The following is a 19,677-nucleotide window of genomic DNA, read 5'->3' as shown; positions in this document are numbered from 1 at the left end:
CCCGTCCTCCTTCGTCGGCCGTCGTCAGCTCTTGTGGAACCGGGAGCGCAGGAATCCGCCGAGCGCGCTGGCCAGGACGGGGCCGGTGTCGGCTGCGGCCGGGCCGCGTTTGGCCCAGAGCATGGTGCGGATCATGCGCGCCGGGTTGGGGTTGTAGAAGCGGTTCGCGGGGTCGTGCAGGCCGAACGGGGGCGGGGCGTAGCTGTCGTCCTGGAGCAGGTCGAAGAGTTCGCCGGTGGCGTGGTCGGGGGTCATCAGGCCCGCCTCGACGTCCCGGCAGGCGGACCAGGCGGCGTCGGTGATCTTGTTGAAGCCGACGCTCGCGGGGAAGAGCGCGCCGGGGTGCGGCTGCGCCTCCAGCTCGCGCCAGACCATCGGGTCCCGGCCGCGCTGGAAGCGTACGAGCTTGTCCTGGGCGTTGAGGGTGCCGAGCACCGTGCCCAGGGCCCACATGCGAAACGTGGCGTTCCACATGCCGTAGTCCCGGAAGGAGGTGAAGGAGGACGCGACCACGTCGTCGTGGGCGCGGACCAGGCCCTGCTGGAGCGTCTCGATGTGGCGGAACCGCTCGGCGGAGAAGTCGTCGTCCTTCACCGCGTCGATGAGCCGCCAGGCGAGGGAGTTCACCACGTCCGTGGTGTTGGTCAGACCGCGCGAGTACAGGGCGTCCACGAAGCCCGCCGCGTGCGACGTCAGGCAGAAGCGGTCGCCGACGACCTGGCTCGAGGAGTACTGGAGCCGGCCGGTGGACACCCAGGGGCGGGCCGCCTTGGCGTGCTTGAACTGCGGGGCGATGTCCGGGAAGCGTTCGAGGAACTGGGCGAACTCGACGTCCGGCGCGAGGTCTGTCTTGGGGTGGCGGCGCGGGTCCAGGGTCAGGCCGACGCTGCAGAGGCGGTTGGTGGCGCCCCGGTGGTTGTCGAAGGGGATGACCCACACCCAGCCGCCGTTGAAGACGTGGTGCAGGGTGCCCTGGTGCCAGGGGCTCGGGTTGTCGTGCTTGCGGCCCGCCGGGCTGGTGTCGAAGGGGGTGACGCCCACCATGTGCGTGAACAGCGTCCGCGAGTGCGTGCGCTGCTGGGGAACCTCGTCCCGCAGCCCGAACTTCTTCGCCAGCGGTGAGCTGTGGCCGCCCGCGTCCACCACGTACCGGGCCCGGATGTCGGGCCCGTCCGAGACGGCGAGGGTGGCGCCCGAGCCGTCGATGGCGACGTCCGTCACCCGGGTGTTCAGCCGCGGCACCGCGCCGTAGCGCACCGCCACGTTGAACATGTAGGCGTCGACGTCCTGGCGGAACATGTGCGACTCGGTGGACAGCGCCACCGGGATCACGAACTGGTTGATCTCCCGCGGGTCCTGGGGCTCGCCCTCGCGGTGGTAGACGAAGCCGAAGTTCTTCTTCTGGCCCGAGTTCGACGAGACCTTCGAGCGCATCGTGGAGAAGTGGCTCAGGTGTGCGATCTCCGGCACCTGGTAGCGCGCCGCCAGGATGCGCAGCATCACCGACGTGTACGGGATCGTCGACTCGCCGACGGCGAAGCGCGGGTGGGCCCCGGCGTCCACCAGGACGGTCCTGACCCCGTGGCGGGCGAGGATGGCGGCCAGGATCGACCCGGCGATACCGGCGCCCAGGATGGCGACGTCGTGGTCGGCCTTGCCGGGCGAGTCGGACACGGGCAGCGGTTGCATGATGCTCGTCCCTTCGGGGGCTGTGCGGGCTTCGGAAGACGGGGCTTGCTCGGGGTGCGCGCCGGTCATGCGGTGGCCGCCTGGCGCTGCGGGGCCGACGGGTCGGCGACGGGGTACTTCTCCTCGATCAGCTCGTGCAGGAAGGAACCCCAGTCGATGCCGGGGCAGGCGAAGAAGTCACGGCTGTTGATCTCCAGGCCCAGGTCGTCCCGGCAGCGGCTGATCAGCTCCATCACCATCAGGCTGTCCAGGCCCATGTCGGCGAGCCGGGTGTCCGCGGTGAGCGTGTCGAGTTCCATCCGCAGGATCCCGGAGAGCTGCACACGGACGTACTCGTTGATCTCCGCGAGCCGCTCGTCGCGGGGCAGGCCGAGCAGCCGCGCGGTCAGCGATCCCGGTTCGGCGCCGCCGCCGGAGGCGCCGGCGGCGGGCGCGGACCGGATGCCGCTCAGGATCGGCCGCTCGCGCCGCGCCTCCATCAGGTCACGGAACAGCGCCCAGTCCGCCGAGCACACCGTGCGGTTGGCGACCCCGTCGACCATCGCCTCGCCGAGCAGTTCCAGGGCGTGGGCGGGGTTGAGCTGGTGCAGGCCGATGGAGCGCAGGAAGGCCATCACGGAGTCGTCGGCGAGCCCGGACCGGGCGCCCCACGGACCCCAGCTCACCGTCGTCGCGTTCAGGCCCCGCAGCTTCCGGTAGTACGCGAACGAGTCGAGGAAGGCGTTGGCCGCCGAGTACCCCGCCAGGTGCTGCGAGCCCCACACCGACGCGATGGAGGAGAAGCAGACGAACAGGTCCAGGTTCTGGTCGACGGTGGCGTTGTGCAGCGCCCAGGTGCCCGCCGCCTTCGCGTGCATGACCCGGTCGTACGTTTCCGGGTCGCTCTCCCGCAGGAACTGCGGCTCGGAGAGCCCGGCCGCGTGCACCGCGCCCCGCAACGGCCTTCCTGCCAGGCCGAGTTGGTCGGTCAGCGAACGCAGCGCCGTCTCGTCGGAGACATCGAGCGCCACCACGCGTACGTCGGCGCCCAGCGCCTCGATGCGGCGGACCCCGGCGATCTTGGCGGCCGTCGCGTCGTCGAGCTCCGGGGCGTCCCAGGCCGAACGGTCCGGCAGGCCGCCGCGTCCGACGAGCACGACGGTGCCCGCGCCGAGGCTCGCCAGCCATTCGCCGACGAGCAGTCCGAGGCTGCCGAGGCCGCCGGTGACGAGATAGCTGCCGAGGTCGCTGAGCTGCGGCACCGGCCGCTCGGCGGCGGACTCCGCGACGGGCGCCGGGACCAGGCGGGGCACGAGCAGCGCCCCCGCCCGCCGTGCCGTCAGGTCCTCCGCGGTCTCCGTCGCGAGGAGGGCCGCGATCTGCGCCGCCTCGTCCGGCGAACCCGCCGGGTCCAGGTCCAGGAGACCGCCCCAGAGCTCGGGGTGCTCCAGGGCCGCCACCTTGCCCAGGCCCCACAGCGGCCCCGCGGGCAGGCAGATCTCGGACTGGCCGGAGCCCGTGAATTGGGCGCCCCGGGTCACCACCCACACCCGCGTGGCGGACTCCTCCGTCGCCAGCTGCTTCACGGCGGCCAGGAACACGTACTCGGCCCGCTCCCTGGCCTGCTGGATCGCGGAGGAGTCGTAACCGGCCACCGGAAGATCGAGGCCGCTCAGGAGGACGAGATGGTCGTACGAGCCCTCGGCCGAGCCCGCCGCGAGCGCCGCACGGGCAGTGTCCACGGACGCCTCCGCATGCGTCACCAGTGCGCCCCGCAGGGCGAGTTGGCCGGTGGTCTCCGCCACGATGCCGCTGCGCACGCTGTCCGCGCCGCCGCCGAGCAGGAGCACCCGCTGTCCGCGCAGCTCACGCTCGCCGGCCGTCGCCGCCGGGTCCACGGGCTGCCAGACCTGCTCCCAGACCGTGTCCTCGCGGGGGCTGCGCGGCAGGTCGTCGAGGTCGGCCGACGACGAGTGCAGATGGACGTGCCGCATCATGATCAGCGGGCTGCCGTCGGCACCCAGGATCTCCAGGCCGCCGCGGAGGTCGCCGTCCTGCGCCTCGGGGTCCTCGGGGTCGAGCCAGCCGTGGATGTAGCGGCGTACGCCGACGGGCGGCGCCTTGGGTGTCTTGGCCTCGGCGGCCTCCCCGACGTGCGCGGACTGCCGGAGCAGCCCGATCGTCAGGTCGAGGAGCGCGCCCCTGGGCAGCTGCTCGGCGGCCGAGTTGACCTCGGCGAGCACCTCACCGGGGCCTTGGTAGACCTCGTTCAGGACCGGCTCCGCCCAGCCGGGGACGGTGACGTCGGCCGGGGCGACCGGCAGGCACCTGGCCCGCACCGCGGCGAGGTCGCCGCCGCCGGGACGGGCGTCCGGCGTCCGGCGGGCAAGTACGCCACGGGCGTGCAGCCGCCAGCTTCCGGCCTCCACGGAGGCGCCGCCCTGCAGCGAGAAGCAGAGGAAGAGCGAGCGCCCCTCGTCGTCCTGCGGCAGGACGTAGACGCGCACCTGGCCGGGCCGGTGCTCGGCGTCCAGCAGCAGCGGCTCGCCCACCACGAAGCGGTCCACGACACGGGGCTGCGCGCCGGGCAGCTTCGTGGCGCCGGTCAGCGCCCAGTTGCAGAAGCCGCCCGCCGAGACCGAGCGGCGGCCGTCCTGGCCGGTCTGCACGAACTCCGCGGGGAGTTCGTCGAGTTCGGGGGAGAAGGTGGGCTGCCCGGACAGCAGGTGCCCGTCGAAGAAGGCGCCCGGCGAGTCGTCGGGCGTGGTGGCCGCCGGTGAGGCTCCGCCCGGGCCGTCCTCGTTGAACCAGTACCGCTCACGCTGCCAGGGATAGCTGGGCAGGGCCGAGCGGCGCGGCTCCTCGGCGCGGTGCACGGCCGCCCAGTCGACCGGCACGCCCCGGTGGTGGAGGGCGCCAAGGGCCTGGGCGACGATGTGTCCGTCCTCCCGGTCCCTGCGCAGGGACGGGATCCAGCAGACGCCGTCCTCCGGCAGGCTGCGGGCGCCGAGGCCCAACAGGATCGGTGCCGGGCCCAGTTCGAGGAAGGTGCGGCAGCCCGTCTCGTACAGCGTCGTGATGCCCTCGGCGAACCGGACCGGCGCCATGACGTGCTCGGACCAGTACTGCGGGCGCAACTGCTCGGGGCCCCACTCCTTGCCCGTGACGTTCGAGATGATCGGATACGTGGGCTGATGGAACGTCAGTGTCTCGGTGACCGCACGGAATTCGGCCAGCATCGGCGCCATCAGCGGCGAGTGGAAGGCGTGCGAGACGGCGAGCGGGCGGTGCTTGACGCCCTGCGCGGCGAGCAGTTCGACGACCTCGCCGACCTCCGCCACGGGACCCGAGAGCACGACGTCCGTGGGCCCGTTGACCGCGGCCACGGAGACGTCGTTCGCCCGGCCCGCGTCGGCGATCGCGGCGCGCACCGTCTCCTCGTCGCAGACCAGGGTCTCCATCACGCCGCCCGCGGGCAGCGCCTCCATCAGCCGGGCGCGGGCCGTGATGAGCTTGGCCGCGTCCTGGAGGGAGTGCACGCCCGCGACACAGGCCGCGGTGATCTCACCCAGGCTGTGCCCGATCAGCGCGCTGGGCCGCACGCCCCACGACTCCCACATCCGGGCGAGGGCGTACTCGACGGCGAACAGGGCGGGCTGCGTGAAACCGGTCCGGTTGATCCGGTTGACGTCCCCGCCACCGGTCCCTTCGAGGACCGGCCCGAGCGGCTCCTCCAGATAGGGGTCGAGCGCGGCCACGCACTCGGCGAGCGCCGCCGCGAACACCGGCTCGCTCGCCGCGAGTTCGGACGCCATCCCGGCGTACTGCGAACCCTGCCCGGTGAACAGCCAGCCCAGGCGGCGCGCCTTCGCGCCGGTCGGCGCGTGCACCGTCACCTGCTCGGCCCGCTCGCCCGCCGCGAACGCCGCGAGACCGGCGACGAGCTGCTCACGGGTGCCGGAGACGCTGATCCCGTGCTTCATGCGGGCCCGGCCGATGTGCGTGGTGTAGCAGATGTCCGCCAGGGTGCGCGGATCCGCGTCCCGCACGCGTGCCTCGTACGACGTGGCCATCGCCCGTAGCGCCGGGAGGCTGTTGGCGCTCAGGGTCAGCAGGCCGGTGTCGCGGGTGGTGCCGCCGCGCGGCGCGGGCTTGGGGGCCTCGCCGATCACGGTGTGCGCGTTCGTGCCGCTCGCGCCGAAGCTGCTCACCCCGGCCAGCCGCGGGCCCGCCGGCCAGCGGGTCTCCTCCGTGGTGACCTTCAGATGCAGATCGGACCAGGGGACCTGGGGGTTGGGGTTGTTGAGGTGCAGATGGCGCGGAAGCGTGTCGTGCTTCAGAGCGAGGACGACCTTGAGGATCCCGGCGGCGCCCGCTGCGGGCTCCAGGTGACCGATGTTGGTCTTCACCGAGCCGACGAGCAGCGGCCGGTCGGCCGGGCGGTCCGTGCGCGTGATGGCGTCCAGGGCCTTCAGCTCGATCGGGTCGCCCAGCGGGGTCCCGGTGCCGTGCGCCTCGACATAGCTCAGCTCGGCGGGGGCCGCCCCCGCGTCCTTGAGGGCGGAGCTGATGACGCTCTGCTGCGCCGACGGATTGGGCACGGTCAGGCCGCTGCTGCGCCCGTCGTGCTCGGTCGCGACACCGCGGACGACGGCCAGGATGCGGTCGCCCGCCGCCTCCGCCTCGCTCAGCCGCTTCAGCACGAACAGGGCGCCGCCCTCACCGCGCGCATAACCGTTGGCCGACGCGTCGAAGGTCTTGCAGCGCCCGTCGGGTGACAGCGCGCGCAACTTGCTGACCAGCACGAAGCCGTACGGCGACAGCATCAGGTTCACGCCGCCGACCAGCGCCATGTCGCAGGCACCGGACCGCAGCGACAGGCAGGCCTGCTCCAGGGCGACCAGGGAGGAGGAGCAGGCCGTGTCGATGACCATGCTGGGGCCCTGGAAGCCGAAGGTGTAGGAGATCCGGCCCGCGAGGAAGCTGGGTTCACCGATCAGCTGGTAGGCGTCGACGTCCGCGATCGCGCCCTCCTGCTGGCGCATGCGCACGTAGTCGCTGGTGCTCGCGCCGAGGAAGACGCCGACCTGGTTGCCCTCCAGGTCGGCCGGCGGCAGGCAGGCGTCCTCCATGGCCTCCCAGGCCAGTTCGAGGACCAGGCGCTGCTGGGGGTCCATGCCCGCGGCCTCGCGGGGCGAGATGCCGAAGACGGTCGGGTCGAAGGTGTCCACCGGCCCGTCGAGGAAGTTGCCCGCCAGGGTGTAGGCGGTGCCCGGGTGGTCCGGGTCGGGGTGGTAGAAACCGGCGACCGGATGCCGCTCCTCGGGGAACTCGGACGTCGCGTCACGGCCGTCGGCGAGGGACTCCCAGAACTCCTCGGGCGTCCCGCCGCCCGGCAGCCGGCAGGAGAGCCCGATCACCGCGAGGGGCTGGGGCTGCTGGAGCTCCTGGACCCGGGCCCGGAGGCTGCGGATCGTGCCGAGCGACTCCTTCAGACGGCCGCGGAGGACGTCCTGGCTCGGCTGGGCCGGCTTGTCCGGCCTGTCGGGCTTGTTGGTGGGCCGGTTCGCCGCTTCCGTGGGCCGGTTCGGCTTCTCTGCGGGGTTGTTCGTCATCAGTTCTCCTCGAAGCCAAGGGCTGTGCCGGAGATCTCGGCCTCCAGCTGGCGAAGCAGTTCGTCGTCGTCGAGTTCGTCCATGCCGTCCGGGTCACCGGCTTCGCCGGGCCCGGCGCCGTCCGCCGGAGCGGAGGGTCCGGCCGCGTCCGGGGCGTCGGCCGGGTAGCCGAGGCGGTCGAGCAGATGGGCGGTGAGCGCGAGCGCGGTGGGGTGCTCGAAGGCGACCGTCGACGACAGGTCCGTCTTGAGCCCCCGCGAGAGCCGCAGCCGCAGCGTGAGGGACATGACCGAGTCGAGGCCGAGGTCGAAGAAGCCCTGCTCGGCCTGGAGGTCGTCCTCCGGGAGCCCGAGGACCGCGGCGACCTGGGCGCACACCCAGTCGAGCATCCGGTCGCGGCGCAGCGCCGGGTCGAGCTCGCCGAGCCCGGCCACGAACTCCGTGCCGCCGTCCCGCTTCGCCGACCCGAGCACCGGCGCGAAGAGCCGCTGGTGCGGGGAGTCCACGAGCGCGGCCCTGAACAGCTCCCAGTCCACGTCGGCCACCGACACGTGCACGGCGCTCTCGCGGGCCAGCAGGCCGAGGGCGCCGACCAGGTCCTCCTCCTGGAGGGGCGCGATCCCACTGCTCTTCAGCAGTAAAATCGTCCGTTCGTCGAGGAGTTCGCTGCCGTCGAGAGGCATGAGCTCCAGGTGGGCGACGGGCAGGCCGCCCGCCCTGCGCCGCGCGGCCAGCGCCCGCAGGGCCCAGTCGGCGGGCGCCGCCGCCCCGGTCACGGCGCCGCCCCAGGTGCCGGGCACCGAGCCCAGCAGGACGAAGAGGCCGAGCGGTTCCTTGACGGTCAGCTCGTGCAGCAGCTCCGCGGTCGTGGCGCGCCGCAGCTCCGCGTGGACGGCGGCGTCCGTCGTCTCGTCCAGGAGCGTCGCGGCGCCGGGGGAGTCGGCGCAGACGACACCGGCGATACCGGCGTCGGCGCGCAGCCGGCCCACCAGGTCGGTGAGTTCACCCCGGGTGGCGCCGGGCGCGCGGTGGATCTCCACTCCCTGGGCGCGCCAGGCGTCGAGGCGCGCCTCGTCCCAGGGCAGCAGCTCGTCCGACACCGGCCCGGTGTCCGCGAGGGCGATGCGCCGGGCCCCGGCCGAGATCAGCCAGTCCACCACGGGCGGCGCGAGCTCGCGGCGCGCACCGGTGACCAGGTGCCAGCGGTCGGCGGAGAGCGGGGCGTGGCTCGAGGTCTCGGGCGGCCTGCTCTGTGTCAGCTCCCCGACCTGCAGGGACGAGTGCTCGACGCGGAGGTGTTCGTCGCCGGGCGCGCAGCGCAGCCGGGCCACCAGGGTCCGTAGCTCCTCGGCGCTGCCGTGCGTGAGGTCGACGTGCCCGCCCCACGCGTCGGGACGCATCATCGCCAGGGTCCTGCCGAGTCCCGCGTGCGCGCCCTGTGCGGCGACGGGGAACCCCGCGTGGCCCGCGGGGACGAGCGCGTGCCGGGTGACGAGCCAGAGCCGCGGTGCGGTTCCTTCGAGGCCCGCAAGGGTGGCGGCGAGCGCCGTGGTGGCGCGCCAGGAGTCGGGGCGTGCGTCCAGGTCCTCCAGGGGCCAGAGGTCACAGACGGCGGTGGTGTCCGCGACCGCCTCGGCCTCGGGCCCGGTGAACAGGCGGTGCCACGCGTCGCGGTCGGTCGGATCGAGCGATACGTCAGCGGGGCTCTCGGAACTCTTGAGGCTCTCCGGGCTTTCGTGTGCCGCCCGCGACGACCGCACCCGTACGACGTCAAGTCCCGCCGCCCGCAGCTCGGTTGCCACCGCGCCCGCCAGGTGCTCGGTGTCGCCGCAGACCAGCCAGCGGGTGGCGGGCGCGGGGCCTTGCGCGTCGAGGTCGGTGGGCCGCAGCGGGGCGGCGCGCCAGGCCATGCGGTAGAGGAGGCTCTCCAAGCGGTCCTGGACGGCGTCGGCCCGCACCGGGGTGCCGGGTGCCGCCAGGCGCAGGCCCGCCAGCTCCACCACGGCCCGGCCCGCGGGGTCGAGCACCGCCACGTCCGCCTCGCGCAGTCCGTCCGCGGAGAGCCTGACCGGCCCGCGGCACACCCGTACCGTGCCGTCGGCGGCGGCCTTGACCCGGACCAGGCCGATCGACGCGGGCAGCGGGTCGGCCTCGGCGGGCTCGGTTCCGGTGCCTTCGGCGACCAGCCGCAGCGCCAGCCGCAGCAGGTCGGCGGGCAGCCTGCGCCGGGACGCCCCGTCGGGCAGCTCCACGGAGACCTCGGCGGCACCGGCGGCGGAGTCCGCGGACAGGATCCGCAGCGCGGGGAACGCCTCGGCGAGGGTCGCCCGCAGCGGTTCGTCCACCGCGAGCCCGCCGGGCTCGACCACCTGCGCCGCGTCTACGGCCTCGGTGTCCGTCGACGCCGTGAGCGCGGGATCGGAGGGGGCGTCGTCGGCCAGGGAGCGCAGTGTGACGGAGGCCTGCCGGGTGTCGACCATGGCCTGCAGCTCCGCCCGGCTCTCGGCGTCGGTGCGGGGGGCGGGACCGAACCGTACGCCGGCGAGTGCCGGGATCGGCGCGCCCGTCGACGCGGCGCAGTCCAGCGCCGCCTCCAGGAGCGCGGGCGCGGCGACCGTGTTCGACGCGGTGATCTGCCAGGGTGCGCGCACCCCGTCGACCGTCACCGGCAGCAGCGCGGTCCACGAGGCGTTCGCCGGACGGACCGGAGCACCGACCAGCGCGCCCGAACCGCTGCCACGCTCCTTGGGCTGCTCGGGCAGCCAGTGCTCCTTGCGCTGCCACGGGTAGGCGGGCAGCTCCACGATGCGGCGGCCGGGCCCGGCGAACGCCGCCCAGTCGACCGGTGCGCCCTGTGCGTGCAGGGCGCCCAGACTCGTGAGCAGCGCGCCCACCTCGTCCTCGTCGCGCACCAGCGAGGGCAGCACGACCGGAGCCGTGACACCGGCGGCGGTCAGGGACTCCTCGGCCCCCGACACGAGCACCGGATGCGGCGAGATCTCGATGAACACCCGGTCCTCCGGGTCCTCGACCGCGCTCACCGCGTCCTGGAAGAGCACGGTGTCGCGGAGATTGCGGCCCCAGTACTCGGCGGTGAGCGAGGAACCGTCCACCTCGCCGCCCGCCACGGCGGAGTAGATCGGGATGCGGGCCTCGGCCGGCACGAGAGTGGCGAGCCCCGTCACCAGACGCTCACGCAAGGGCTCCACCAGCGGGGAGTGCGGGGCGACCGGCACCTTGATGCGGCGCACGAAGATGTTCGCCTCGCTCAGCTCGGCGGCCAGCTCCTCCAGGGCGCCGTCGTCACCGGCGACGACCGTGGTCCGCGGGCCGTTGATGGTCGCGATGCTCAACTGGTCCTCGTACAGGGCCAGATAGGGCGCGAGCTCCTCGCGCGGCAGGCCCACCGCGATCGACCCGCCCGTCCCCACGACCGTGTCGAGCAGCCGCGAGCGCAGGCAGAGGATCTCCGTCGCCTGGGCGAGCGTCAGCGCGCCCGCCGCCCAGGCGGCGGCGACCTCGCCCATGCTGTGGCCGACGACGGCCTCGGGCAGGACGCCCCAGCTGCGCCACAGCTCGACCAGGCCGACCTGTACGGCGAAGATCAGTTCCTGCGGGATGCCCTCGTCGAACGGCCTGCTGCCCGGTTCGCCGCGCAGCGAGGCCAGCGGCGACCAGGCGATCCACTTGCGCATCTCCTCCTCCACGGCGAGCACCGCGTCCCTGAACACCGGCTCGGTGTCAAGGAGTTGGCGCCCCATCCCGGCCCACTGGGAGCCGAAGCCGGAGAAGATGAACACGCAGGAGCGTGCGGCCTCCGCCGTGCCCGTGAGCAGACCCGGGTCCTCCTCGCCGGCCGCGAGCGCGGTCAGTGCGGACCGGACGTCGGCGAGGCTGCGGCCGACGGCCACCGCGCGGTGGTCGAGCCGACTGCGGCGTACGGACGCGGTGTACGCGAGGTCCGCGAGCTCCGTCTCGTCGATCCCCTCGGTCCGGGCGAGATGGGCCTCGGCGGCCGGGGCGAGCGCGGAGGGCTGCGCGGCGGAGAGGGGGATGGCGAACCGGGTCGGGGCGGGCGTCGGGGGAGCGGGGGCGGTCTGCGGCGGCTCGGCCACCAGGATGTGGGCGTTGGTGCCGGTGAAGCCGAAGGAGCTGACGCCCGCCACGCGGGGCCGGCCGGGAGCCGACGGCCACTGCTCGGTGCCGCCCGCGATGGCGAGGCCCAGCTTCTCCCAGTCGACCTGTGTGGTCGGCCGGGTGGTGACGCCGATATGCGGGGCGATGCGCCCGTGGTGCACGGAGAGGACCGCCTTGATGAGCCCGGCCATTCCGGCGGCGGCTTCCAGGTGCCCGATGTTGGGCTTGGCGGAACCGACCAGGAGCGGCGCGGCCCCGGCGTCCTGGGTGGCGGAGTGCCCCGGGCGCAACGCCTGCGCGAGGGCCCGCAGTTCGATCGGGTCGCCGAGCGGGGTGCCGGTGCCGTGGGCCTCGGCGTAGCCGACCGCGCTGCCCGCCAACCCCGCCTGGTCCAGGGCCTGTTGGATGAGCGCCTGCTGGGCCGTGCCGTTGGGTACGGTCAGGCCGCTGCTCGCGCCGTCCTGGTTGACGGCGCTGCCTGGCAGTACGGCGTAGACGCGGTCGCCGTCGGCGATGGCAGTGGAGAGCCGCTTGAGCACGATCGCTCCCGAGCCCTCGCCGCGCAGATAGCCGTCGGCGGACTCGTCGAAGGTGTGGCAGTGGCCGGTGGGCGAGAGCGCGCCGCCCGCCGAGACCGACACGGGGATCACCGGGCTGAGGATCACGTTCACGCCGCCCGCGACCGCGAGGTCGCTCTCCCCCTGGCGCAGGCTCTGCGCGGCCAGGTGCACGGCGGTCAGCGAGGAGGAGCAGGCGGTGTCCACCGCCAGGCTCGGACCGGTCAGGCCGAGGAAGTACGAGAGCCTCCCGGACGCCCCGGCGAAGGAGTTGCCGGTGCCGTAGTACAGGTCGACGTCCTGGAGGTGGCTGCTGACGTGCTGGGCGTGGTCGGAGCTGTTCATCCCGACGAACACGCCGGTCGCCGAGCCGCGCAGCCGGTCCCTGGTGGCCCCGGCGTCCTCCAGTGCCTCGTAGGCGACCTCGAGGAAGAGCCGGTGCTGCGGGTCGAGGCTGCGTGCCTCGCGGGGCGAGACCCGGAAGAAGGCGGCGTCGAAGCCGCGTACGTCATCGAGGTAGCCGCCCCGCAGCGAGGTCATCGTGCCGGGCGTCCACGCTCCCTCGGAGAGGAAGGCCTTGCCGTCCCAGCGGTCCGAGGGGACGTCGCGGATGACCTCGCGTCCGTCGACGAGCAGCTGCCAGTAGTCGCGCACGGAGGGGCTGCCGGGGAAGCGGCAGCTCATGCCGACGACGGCTATGGGGTCGTCGGCGGGCGCGGGCGCGGGCGCTTGCGGAGATGCGGGTGCGGGGGCTGCCGGCTGCTGCACACTGCCGGGCGCCACGGCGGCCGACGGGGTCTGTGCCTGGGCCTTCGCGAGGACCTCCGGCAGCAGGAAGTCCACCAGCTCGTCCAGGCACGGCCGCTCGAACGGCGTGGACAGGGCGATCTCCAGGCCGAGCGTGATGCCGAGCCGGTCGACGAACTCGACGATGGAGAGCGAGTCGAGGCCGAGGTCGGCGAAGCCGCGGCGGGGTGAGATGCGGCGGGTCGGGTCCTGGCCCAGTATCTCCGCCAGGACGGTCGACGTGCGGCGCATCAGCTCGCGCCGGTCGCGTGCCGTCGCCGCCCCGCCACCTGCTGGTTCCGTCCCGTCCGCCGTCGCCCCCACTGGCCCGTGCGGGGTGACGGCGGACGGTTCGGCCTCCCGGTCCGGCCCGTCGGGGGTCGGGACCGTGGCCGGGGAGTCACCGGCGGAGAGGGGGATCCCCGTCGGCGTCAAGGGGGCGCCGGTGGTGGCACCGGCGCCGATCCGGAGCTCCTGGGCAGGACCCAGCGGACGCCCGTCCGGGTCGATCAGCTGGACGGCGAGCCTGGCGGACGTCGCCTGGAGGGCGCCGGGCGCGACCGCGCCGGACTGCGCACCCCGGGACACGTCGGGCAGCCAGAACGACTCGTGCTGCCACGGGTGGCGCGGCAGCTCCGCCGGACGGCCCGGAAGCAGGCCCTCCCAGTTGATGTCGGCGCCCGCGCAGTGCAGCTGTGCGAGGGAGCCGAGCAGTGTCGCGGGCCCGTCGGCGTCCCTGCGCAGCGAGCCGACGGCGACGCCGTTCCGGCGCGTGGTGGTGAGCGCGTCGGTCAGCGGGCGCACCAGGGTCGGGTGCGGGCCGATCTCGATGAAGTCGGCGCCGCGGTCGTCCAGGAGGTGACGTACGGCGGGCCAGAACCGGACGGGGTTCAGTACGTTCGCTGCCCAGTACGCGGCGTCGAGGACAGCCGGGCGTTCCTCGGTCAGGGCGGTCGACACGAAGGATTCGGGTGTGGCGACGGCAGCCAAGTCGCCGAGTTCGGCGTGCAGTTCTTCGGCATAGGGCGCCATCGCCGGACTGTGGAACGCGTAGTCCCCGGGGACGAAGCGCGCGGTGACCGACCGTTCGCGGAGCAGTCCCGCGATCGCCGTCAGGTCGTCCTCCGACCCGGCGAGCACGGTCGCGTTCGGTCCGTTGACCGTCGCGACGGTGACCGCGCGCCCGGTGCCGGCGACCGTCTCGACGGCCTGGTCCTCGGGCAGCGCCACCGCGAGCATGCGGCCCGTGCCCGCGGCCCCCGCCATGATGCGGCCGCGCCGGACCGCGAGGTCAAGGGCCGTCGGCAGGTCGAGCGCGCCGGACCAGCACGCCGCCGAGATCTCGCCGAGGCTGTGGCCGATCACCTTGTCGGGCTCCACGCCGCGCTCGCGCCACACCTCGGCGATCGCCAGCTGCAGGGCCACCACGGCGGGCTGGGCGAGCTCGGTGGCCGCGAGGTCGGCCTGGCCGAACAGCTCCCCCAGCCCGGGAAGGCCGGCCGCGCGGATCACCTCGTCGCAGCGCTCCAGGCACCGCGCCGCGGCAGGCTCCCGGTCCCACAGGTCGAGGCCCATGCCCCGCCACTGCGAGCCCTGCCCGGAGAAGACGAAGACGGTGCGGTGGCGGCGGCGCGGTTCCGCGATGCCGGTGAGGGTGCGTTCGTCGGGGGTCCCCTCGGCCAAGTCGCCGAGTGAGGAGCGCAGTTCGTCCAGGTCGGCGCCGATGACCGTGGCGCGGGACTCGTGGTGCGTGCGCCGGACCGCCGCCGTGTGCAGGACGTCCGCCAGGGGCTGTTCACCGTCGAGGGTGGTCAGCAGGTCCCGGGCGCGCTCGTGCAGGGCGTCGTCGGTGGAGCCGGACAGGAGGAGCACCTTCGGCGAGGCCTCGGGGCTCTCCTCGCGGGGCTCCTCGGCCGCGGGCTCGGGTGCGGCGGACAGCAGGATGTGGGCGTTGGTGCCGCTCAGGCCGAAGGCGCTCACGCCGAGCAACTGGTCGTCGGGACCGTCGAGTTGGCGGGCCTCGGCCGAGATCTGCAGTGGCCCGTCCGCCCAGGGGATCGCCGGGTTCGGCGTGTCGAAGTGCAGCTGCGGCGGAACGAGCCGGTGCCGTGCGGTCAGGACGGTCTTGATGAGCGCGGCCACACCGGCGGCGGCGTCCGTGTGCCCGAAGTTCGCCTTGTGCGAGCCGATGTGCAGCTTGCGCGCGGGATCACGGCCGGGTCCGAACACCTCGGAGAGGGCGTACGCCTCGATCGGGTCGCCCAGCGGTGTGCCGGTGCCGTGCGTCTCCACATAGGTGACGTCGTCCGGCGTGGCGTCGGCGCGGCTCAGCGCGTCCCGCAGCAGGGACGCCTGGGCGGAGGCGTTGGGCACGGTCAGGCCGGCGCTGCGGCCGTCGTGGTTGAAGGCGCTGCCCCGGATGACACCGAGCACCCGGTCACCGTCGGCGAGCGCGTCCTCCAGCCGCTTCAGTACGACGACTCCGCAGCCCTCGCCCCGGACGATGCCGTCCGCCTCGGCCGCGAAGGGCTTGCAGCGGCCGGTGGGGGAGAGGGCCTGCACCTTGCTCATGAAGATGGAGAGTTCGGGTGCGGCAAGGACGTTGACGCCGCCCGCGAGCGCGGTGTCGGCCTCGCCGCTCGCCAGGCTCCGGCAGGCCAGATGCACCGCGACCAGGGACGAGGAGCAGGCGGTGTTCACCGCGAGCGCCGGCCCGTGCAGGCCGAGGGTGTAGGCGACCCGCCCCGGCGCGAAGCTGAACTCCTTGCCGCTCGCGTAGTAGGGGTCGATGCCCCGGACCCCCCGCGTCTTGGAGTGCAGGAGCGTGTAGTCCATGCCGAGCATGCCGAAGAAGACGCCGGTACGTGAACCGGCGAGCTGAGGCTTCGTCAGGCCCGCGTGTTCCAGGGCCTCCCAGGAGACCTCCAGGAGGAGCCGCTGCTGCGGGTCCATCTCGCGGGCCTCGCGGAAGGAGATGCCGAAGAAGTCCGCGTCGAACTGGTCGAGCCCCGGCAGGACTCCCGCGTAGCGGCAGTATCCGGTGCCGGGTTCCGCCCCGTCCTCGCTGATGAACTCGGGACCCCAGCGCTCCGCCGGGATCTCGCCGATCACGTCTACACCGTCCCGCAGGACCTGCCAGAAGGACGCGAGGTCGACCACTCCGCCCGGGTAACGGCACCCGATGCCGACAAGGGCTATGGCCGGATCGGTGACTGGTCCGCTGCGGACGGGCATGGGTCCCCCTCAAGGAGTGCGACGGGAGTGCGGCAAATAGGTGCGGGAAAGAGGTCCGGGTGGCGCGAGTGGTGTCCGCGCCACCCGGTGTGCGGCGGCCGTGCGGTCTAGAACTTCGCGGCAGCCGTGGGTGCCTTGAGCTCCCCGAGATACTTGTGCCAGAGGTGGTTCGGATCGTTCTCGACCGCCGTGACGATCTCCCGCATCGCGGCCAGCGCCTTGGGCTCCCCGTCGTACACGTCGCCCTGGAGCATCTTCAGCACGTCCAGGCGGTAGCGGGGGTCCTGGACGAACGCCGTGAACAGGATGTTCAGGCGGTAGTAGATGGAGATGAACTCGTACCAGTTGTGTACGGCGCTGCGCAGGGTGTCGACGTACGTGTCGAAGCGGGCCCTGCGGAAGTCACCCGCCTCGTGTGCCGCGATGATGTCGTTGGCCGCGAGGCGCGCGCTGTTGAGGGCGACGCTGACGCCGCTGGAGAAGATCGGGTCGACGAAGCGGGCCGCGTCGCCGATCATCAGGAGCGAGTCGTCGGCGATCTGGGTCAGCGCGTAGCTGTAGTCGCCCTCGGACTTGAACTCCTTGACGCGCTGAGCGTTCTTGAGCGCGTCGCACAGCGCCGGACGTGAGCCGACGGTGTCCCAGAAGAAGGTCTCCAGGTCGTCCTTGGCTTCCTTGAAGCGGGACTTCTGGGTGACGACGCCGACCGAGGTGATGGTGTCGGTGATCGGGATCTGCCAGACCCAGGTATCGGTCAGCGGCAGGAAGTGGATGAAGATGTAGTCCGACTGTTCCTTGTTGACCGCGAGCGCCTTGCGGTCGAAGTTGTCGAACCAGGTGTGCACCGCGTACTGGTTGAATACCGGGTCCGGCACCTTGACCTTGAGCTGGCTGCCCATCATGGTGCGCCGGCCGCTCGCGTCGACGACCATGCGGACGGGCACGCCGATCGGCTGGTTGCCGACCTTCGCCTGGATGATGGGGCGGTCCCGCTCGGAGAAGTCGACGCGGTTGACGCGGACCCCGTGGTAGACCTTCGCGCCCAGGCTCTCCGCGTGCTGGAGGAGGATCTGGTCGAACTTGCCGCGGTCGACGTGGAAGGTGTAATCGCGGTCGACGCCCGCCTGGTCGCGCTCGCTGAAGAGCACCTCGGCGGCGCGGAAGTCGTGGTCCAGGCCCTGGAAGCCCATGTGGTCGATGTCGCGGTCCTCGGCCGACGTCCAGGCGGCGCCGTACTTCTTGGGGAAGCCCGCGGCCTCGACCGCGTCTATCGCGCCGGTCTCTATGAGCACCGGCGTGGTGGCCGGCACCAGGGACTCGCCGACGTGCTCACGCGGGAAGGTCTCGGACTCGAAGACCACGACGGAGAGGCCCGCCTTGGCGAGGTAGGCCGCGGCGGTCGCGCCGGCCGGACCCCCGCCGATGATGCCGATGTCGTAGTCGTAGTTTGCGGACAACTTGATCTCCTCTTCAAGGGTTCGGTCGGTGTGGCTGCGCCGTGGACGCGGTCAGTGCACGGGGGAACGGAGGGACAGCAGCAGATCGGTGATGCTGTCGAGGTTCTGGAAGTTGGTCCCGGTCAGCTCGGTCGGCGGGATGTTCGTGCCCAGCTCGTCCCGGATGAAAGTGAGCAGCTGGGCGGTATTGATCGAGGTGAGGATCCCCCACTCGAGCAGCGGGGTGTCCGGGGCTATGCCCTTGGGGTCGGGCTCCGACAGGAGCCGTTCCTGGATGAACTCGGTGAGCCGGCCGAGCAGTTCGTCACGGTCACTGGCCACGCCGTACCTCCTGAAGATGCTGATGACGGGCGGGACGCTCCGCTGCCGGGGAGGCACTTGGAGCCGCCGGGGGAACTCCGGGAAAAGAGTTCAACACTCGGGGAGTTCAACGCCCGGTGATTTCATTTCCTGATGAACTCTACTAGTGTTGAGCTCATCGTCAAGGGCCCAACACAAAGCAGCCATCGTTCAGTTGGAGGCGGCATGAGCGGGGTACAGCACGGTCCACCCATCGGAGAAGCGCACGTCTGGGCGGTGCGCGAGCCACCCCCAGGGCCGGGGCGAGAGGCGGTGGTCCAGCGCTGCCTCGCGCTGCTCACACCCCCGGAGGTCCGGCGCTACGAGCGCGTCGTGCCGCCGCAGCAGGTCCTGCACGCCTGCGCGCACGCCGCGCTGCGCGCCGTCACCGCCGCGTACACCGGGCTGCGCGCACCCCGCGTCGCCTTCACCACGGGCGAGTTCGGGAAGCCGTACGTGGCATCGGACCCCGGCCTGCGGGTCAGCCTGGCGCACACGGCCGGCATGGCCCTGGTCGCGGTGACCCGGGACGGGCCCGTGGGCGTCGACGTCGAGCGCATCACCGCCCTGCACGACCCGACGGGCATGCGCCGCCAAGTGCTCTCACCCTGGGAGGCGGCGCGCTGGCCCGAGAGCGCCGAAGACAACGCGCAGAGCGGCCTGTTCACCCACTGGACCTGCAAGGAGGCCGTCCTGAAGGCGATCGGCAGCGGCCTCGCGGGCGACCTGACGGCCATTCAGGTCGCCCCCGGCGCCCGACGCTCAGGGCCGGTCCCGGTCCACGCGCTGCCCGCCGCCGCGGCCACCCGCACCTGGGCACTCCAACTGATCGATCTGGGCCCGGAGTTCAGGGCCGCCGTCGCCGTCGCGGACGGCGGCAGCCTCGTGCGCGCCTTCCACATGGCGCCCGGCAGCATCCCCAGCGTCCCGCCGGCCCTGCCCACGCCCGTTCCGCCGGTGCTCCCCGAAGTCCCCGGGCTCCCTGATGTTCCCGGGCGCCAGACCGTCCCCGACCGTGGAGGTCCGTCATGCAGCTGAGCAGCCCCCGTTCGCCCGATCCGATACCCGCCCCGCCCCCGACCACCCCGCTTGCCCTGGTCTGCCTGCCCCACGCGGGCGGCTCCGCCCGCGTCTTCGCGAGTCTCCAGGCGGCTCTTCCGCACGTCGATTCCGCCCTCCTTGAGCTGCCCGGCCACGGCACCCGGATGCGCGAGGCACCGCGGGACGACTTCGGCGCCGTACTCGACGACCTGGTCCGCACCTCCGCCCCGCACACCAGCGGCCGCTACGTCCTGCTCGGGCACAGCATGGGCGCGGCCTTCGCCTACGAACTGGCCCGCTACTGGTCCGCGCTGGGCAGGCCGCCGGTGGCCGTCGTCCTGGCGGGACGCAACGGCCCCACCGCCCGGCGCACCCTGCCCGACATCCACCCGCTGGGGGCGCCGGAGTTCCTGGACGCGGTGCGCAGGCTGGGCGGCACCCCGCCGCAGGTCTTCGCCAACCCCGAGCTGGTGAAGCTGTTCATCCCCATGCTCCGGGCCGACTTCACCATGTCGGAGACGTACGAGGCGCTGCCCGGCGCCCCGCTGGACTGCCCCCTGTGGGTGTGCGCGGGCCGCGACGACCCGATGGTCGACGACGCGGGACTGCACGACTGGGAGAACCACGGCACGGGTGAGGTGCGCACCGAGTGGCTCCCCGGCGGCCACTTCATCCTCGACACACCGGAGTTCCACGCCTACGTCGCCAAGGTCCTCGCCGCAGAACCCGGTTGAGTGGACTGAGTCGAGCCGAAACGCCGTCGGCCTTCCCCGGGGGGGGGGGGGGCGCGGGGGGCTTGGGGGGGGGGGCCCGGGGGGGGAGACCCCCGGCCCCCCCCGCGGG

The 19,677-nt window shown here is 73.0% G+C and carries 7 protein-coding genes; 2 read left to right on the top strand and 5 right to left on the bottom strand.

The features are described from left to right. Positions 1-24 precede the first annotated feature (24 nt). The 5 genes from AB0E78_RS10595 to AB0E78_RS10575 all read right to left on the bottom strand — a co-directional run bounded on the left by AB0E78_RS10595 (position 25) and on the right by AB0E78_RS10575 (position 17,775). A complete protein-coding gene (locus tag AB0E78_RS10595; RefSeq protein WP_361830321.1) occupies positions 25-1,689 on the bottom strand; it encodes a tryptophan 7-halogenase in 1,665 nt (554 codons plus the stop codon). A gap of 65 nt (positions 1,690-1,754) precedes the next feature. Continuing rightward, positions 1,755-7,283, bottom strand: coding sequence for an SDR family oxidoreductase (locus AB0E78_RS10590; protein WP_361830319.1), 5,529 nt, complete (start codon positions 7,281-7,283; stop codon positions 1,755-1,757). Continuing rightward, positions 7,283-15,997: a beta-ketoacyl synthase N-terminal-like domain-containing protein gene (locus AB0E78_RS10585; protein WP_361830317.1), complete on the bottom strand. Its 8,715-nt coding sequence runs from the start codon at positions 15,995-15,997 to the stop codon at positions 7,283-7,285. Before AB0E78_RS10585 ends, AB0E78_RS10590 begins: the two co-directional genes overlap by 1 nt. 107 nt (positions 15,998-16,104) lie before the next feature. Beyond that, positions 16,105-17,454, bottom strand: a complete 1,350-nt coding sequence (locus tag AB0E78_RS10580; protein ID WP_361830315.1) for a tryptophan 7-halogenase — start codon at positions 17,452-17,454, stop codon at positions 16,105-16,107. 51 nt (positions 17,455-17,505) lie between these two features. Next, positions 17,506-17,775 (bottom strand): acyl carrier protein, encoded by a 270-nt coding sequence (locus AB0E78_RS10575; RefSeq protein WP_361830313.1) that lies wholly within the window; start codon positions 17,773-17,775, stop codon positions 17,506-17,508. A 204-nt stretch (positions 17,776-17,979) separates the two neighbouring features. Between AB0E78_RS10575 and AB0E78_RS10570 the strand changes: the two genes are divergently transcribed. Further along, positions 17,980-18,831: a 4'-phosphopantetheinyl transferase superfamily protein gene (locus AB0E78_RS10570; RefSeq protein WP_361830311.1), complete on the top strand. Its 852-nt coding sequence runs from the start codon at positions 17,980-17,982 to the stop codon at positions 18,829-18,831. Continuing rightward, entirely contained in the window at positions 18,822-19,568 is a 747-nt protein-coding gene (locus tag AB0E78_RS10565) for an alpha/beta fold hydrolase (RefSeq protein WP_361830309.1), read from the top strand. Before AB0E78_RS10570 ends, AB0E78_RS10565 begins: the two co-directional genes overlap by 10 nt. Positions 19,569-19,677 lie beyond the last annotated feature (109 nt).

Origin of the sequence: Streptomyces sp. NPDC032198, assembly GCF_040636975.1 — a bacterium.
Classification (GTDB): domain Bacteria; phylum Actinomycetota; class Actinomycetes; order Streptomycetales; family Streptomycetaceae; genus Streptomyces.
Note: the sequence above shows the minus strand (reverse complement) of the source record. Positions and strands in the feature narration are given on the sequence as shown.

What these genes read in the sequence shown, in the direction of transcription:
- AB0E78_RS10595 (WP_361830321.1), bottom strand. Translation starts at nt 1,689, where the DNA reads ATGCAACCGCTGCCCGTGTCCGACTCGCCCGGCAAGGCCGACCACGAC.
- AB0E78_RS10590 (WP_361830319.1), bottom strand. Translation starts at nt 7,283, where the DNA reads ATGACGAACAACCCCGCAGAGAAGCCGAACCGGCCCACGGAAGCGGCG.
- AB0E78_RS10585 (WP_361830317.1), bottom strand. Translation starts at nt 15,997, where the DNA reads ATGCCCGTCCGCAGCGGACCAGTCACCGATCCGGCCATAGCCCTTGTC.
- AB0E78_RS10570 (WP_361830311.1), top strand. Translation starts at nt 17,980, where the DNA reads ATGAGCGGGGTACAGCACGGTCCACCCATCGGAGAAGCGCACGTCTGG.
- AB0E78_RS10565 (WP_361830309.1), top strand. Translation starts at nt 18,822, where the DNA reads ATGCAGCTGAGCAGCCCCCGTTCGCCCGATCCGATACCCGCCCCGCCC.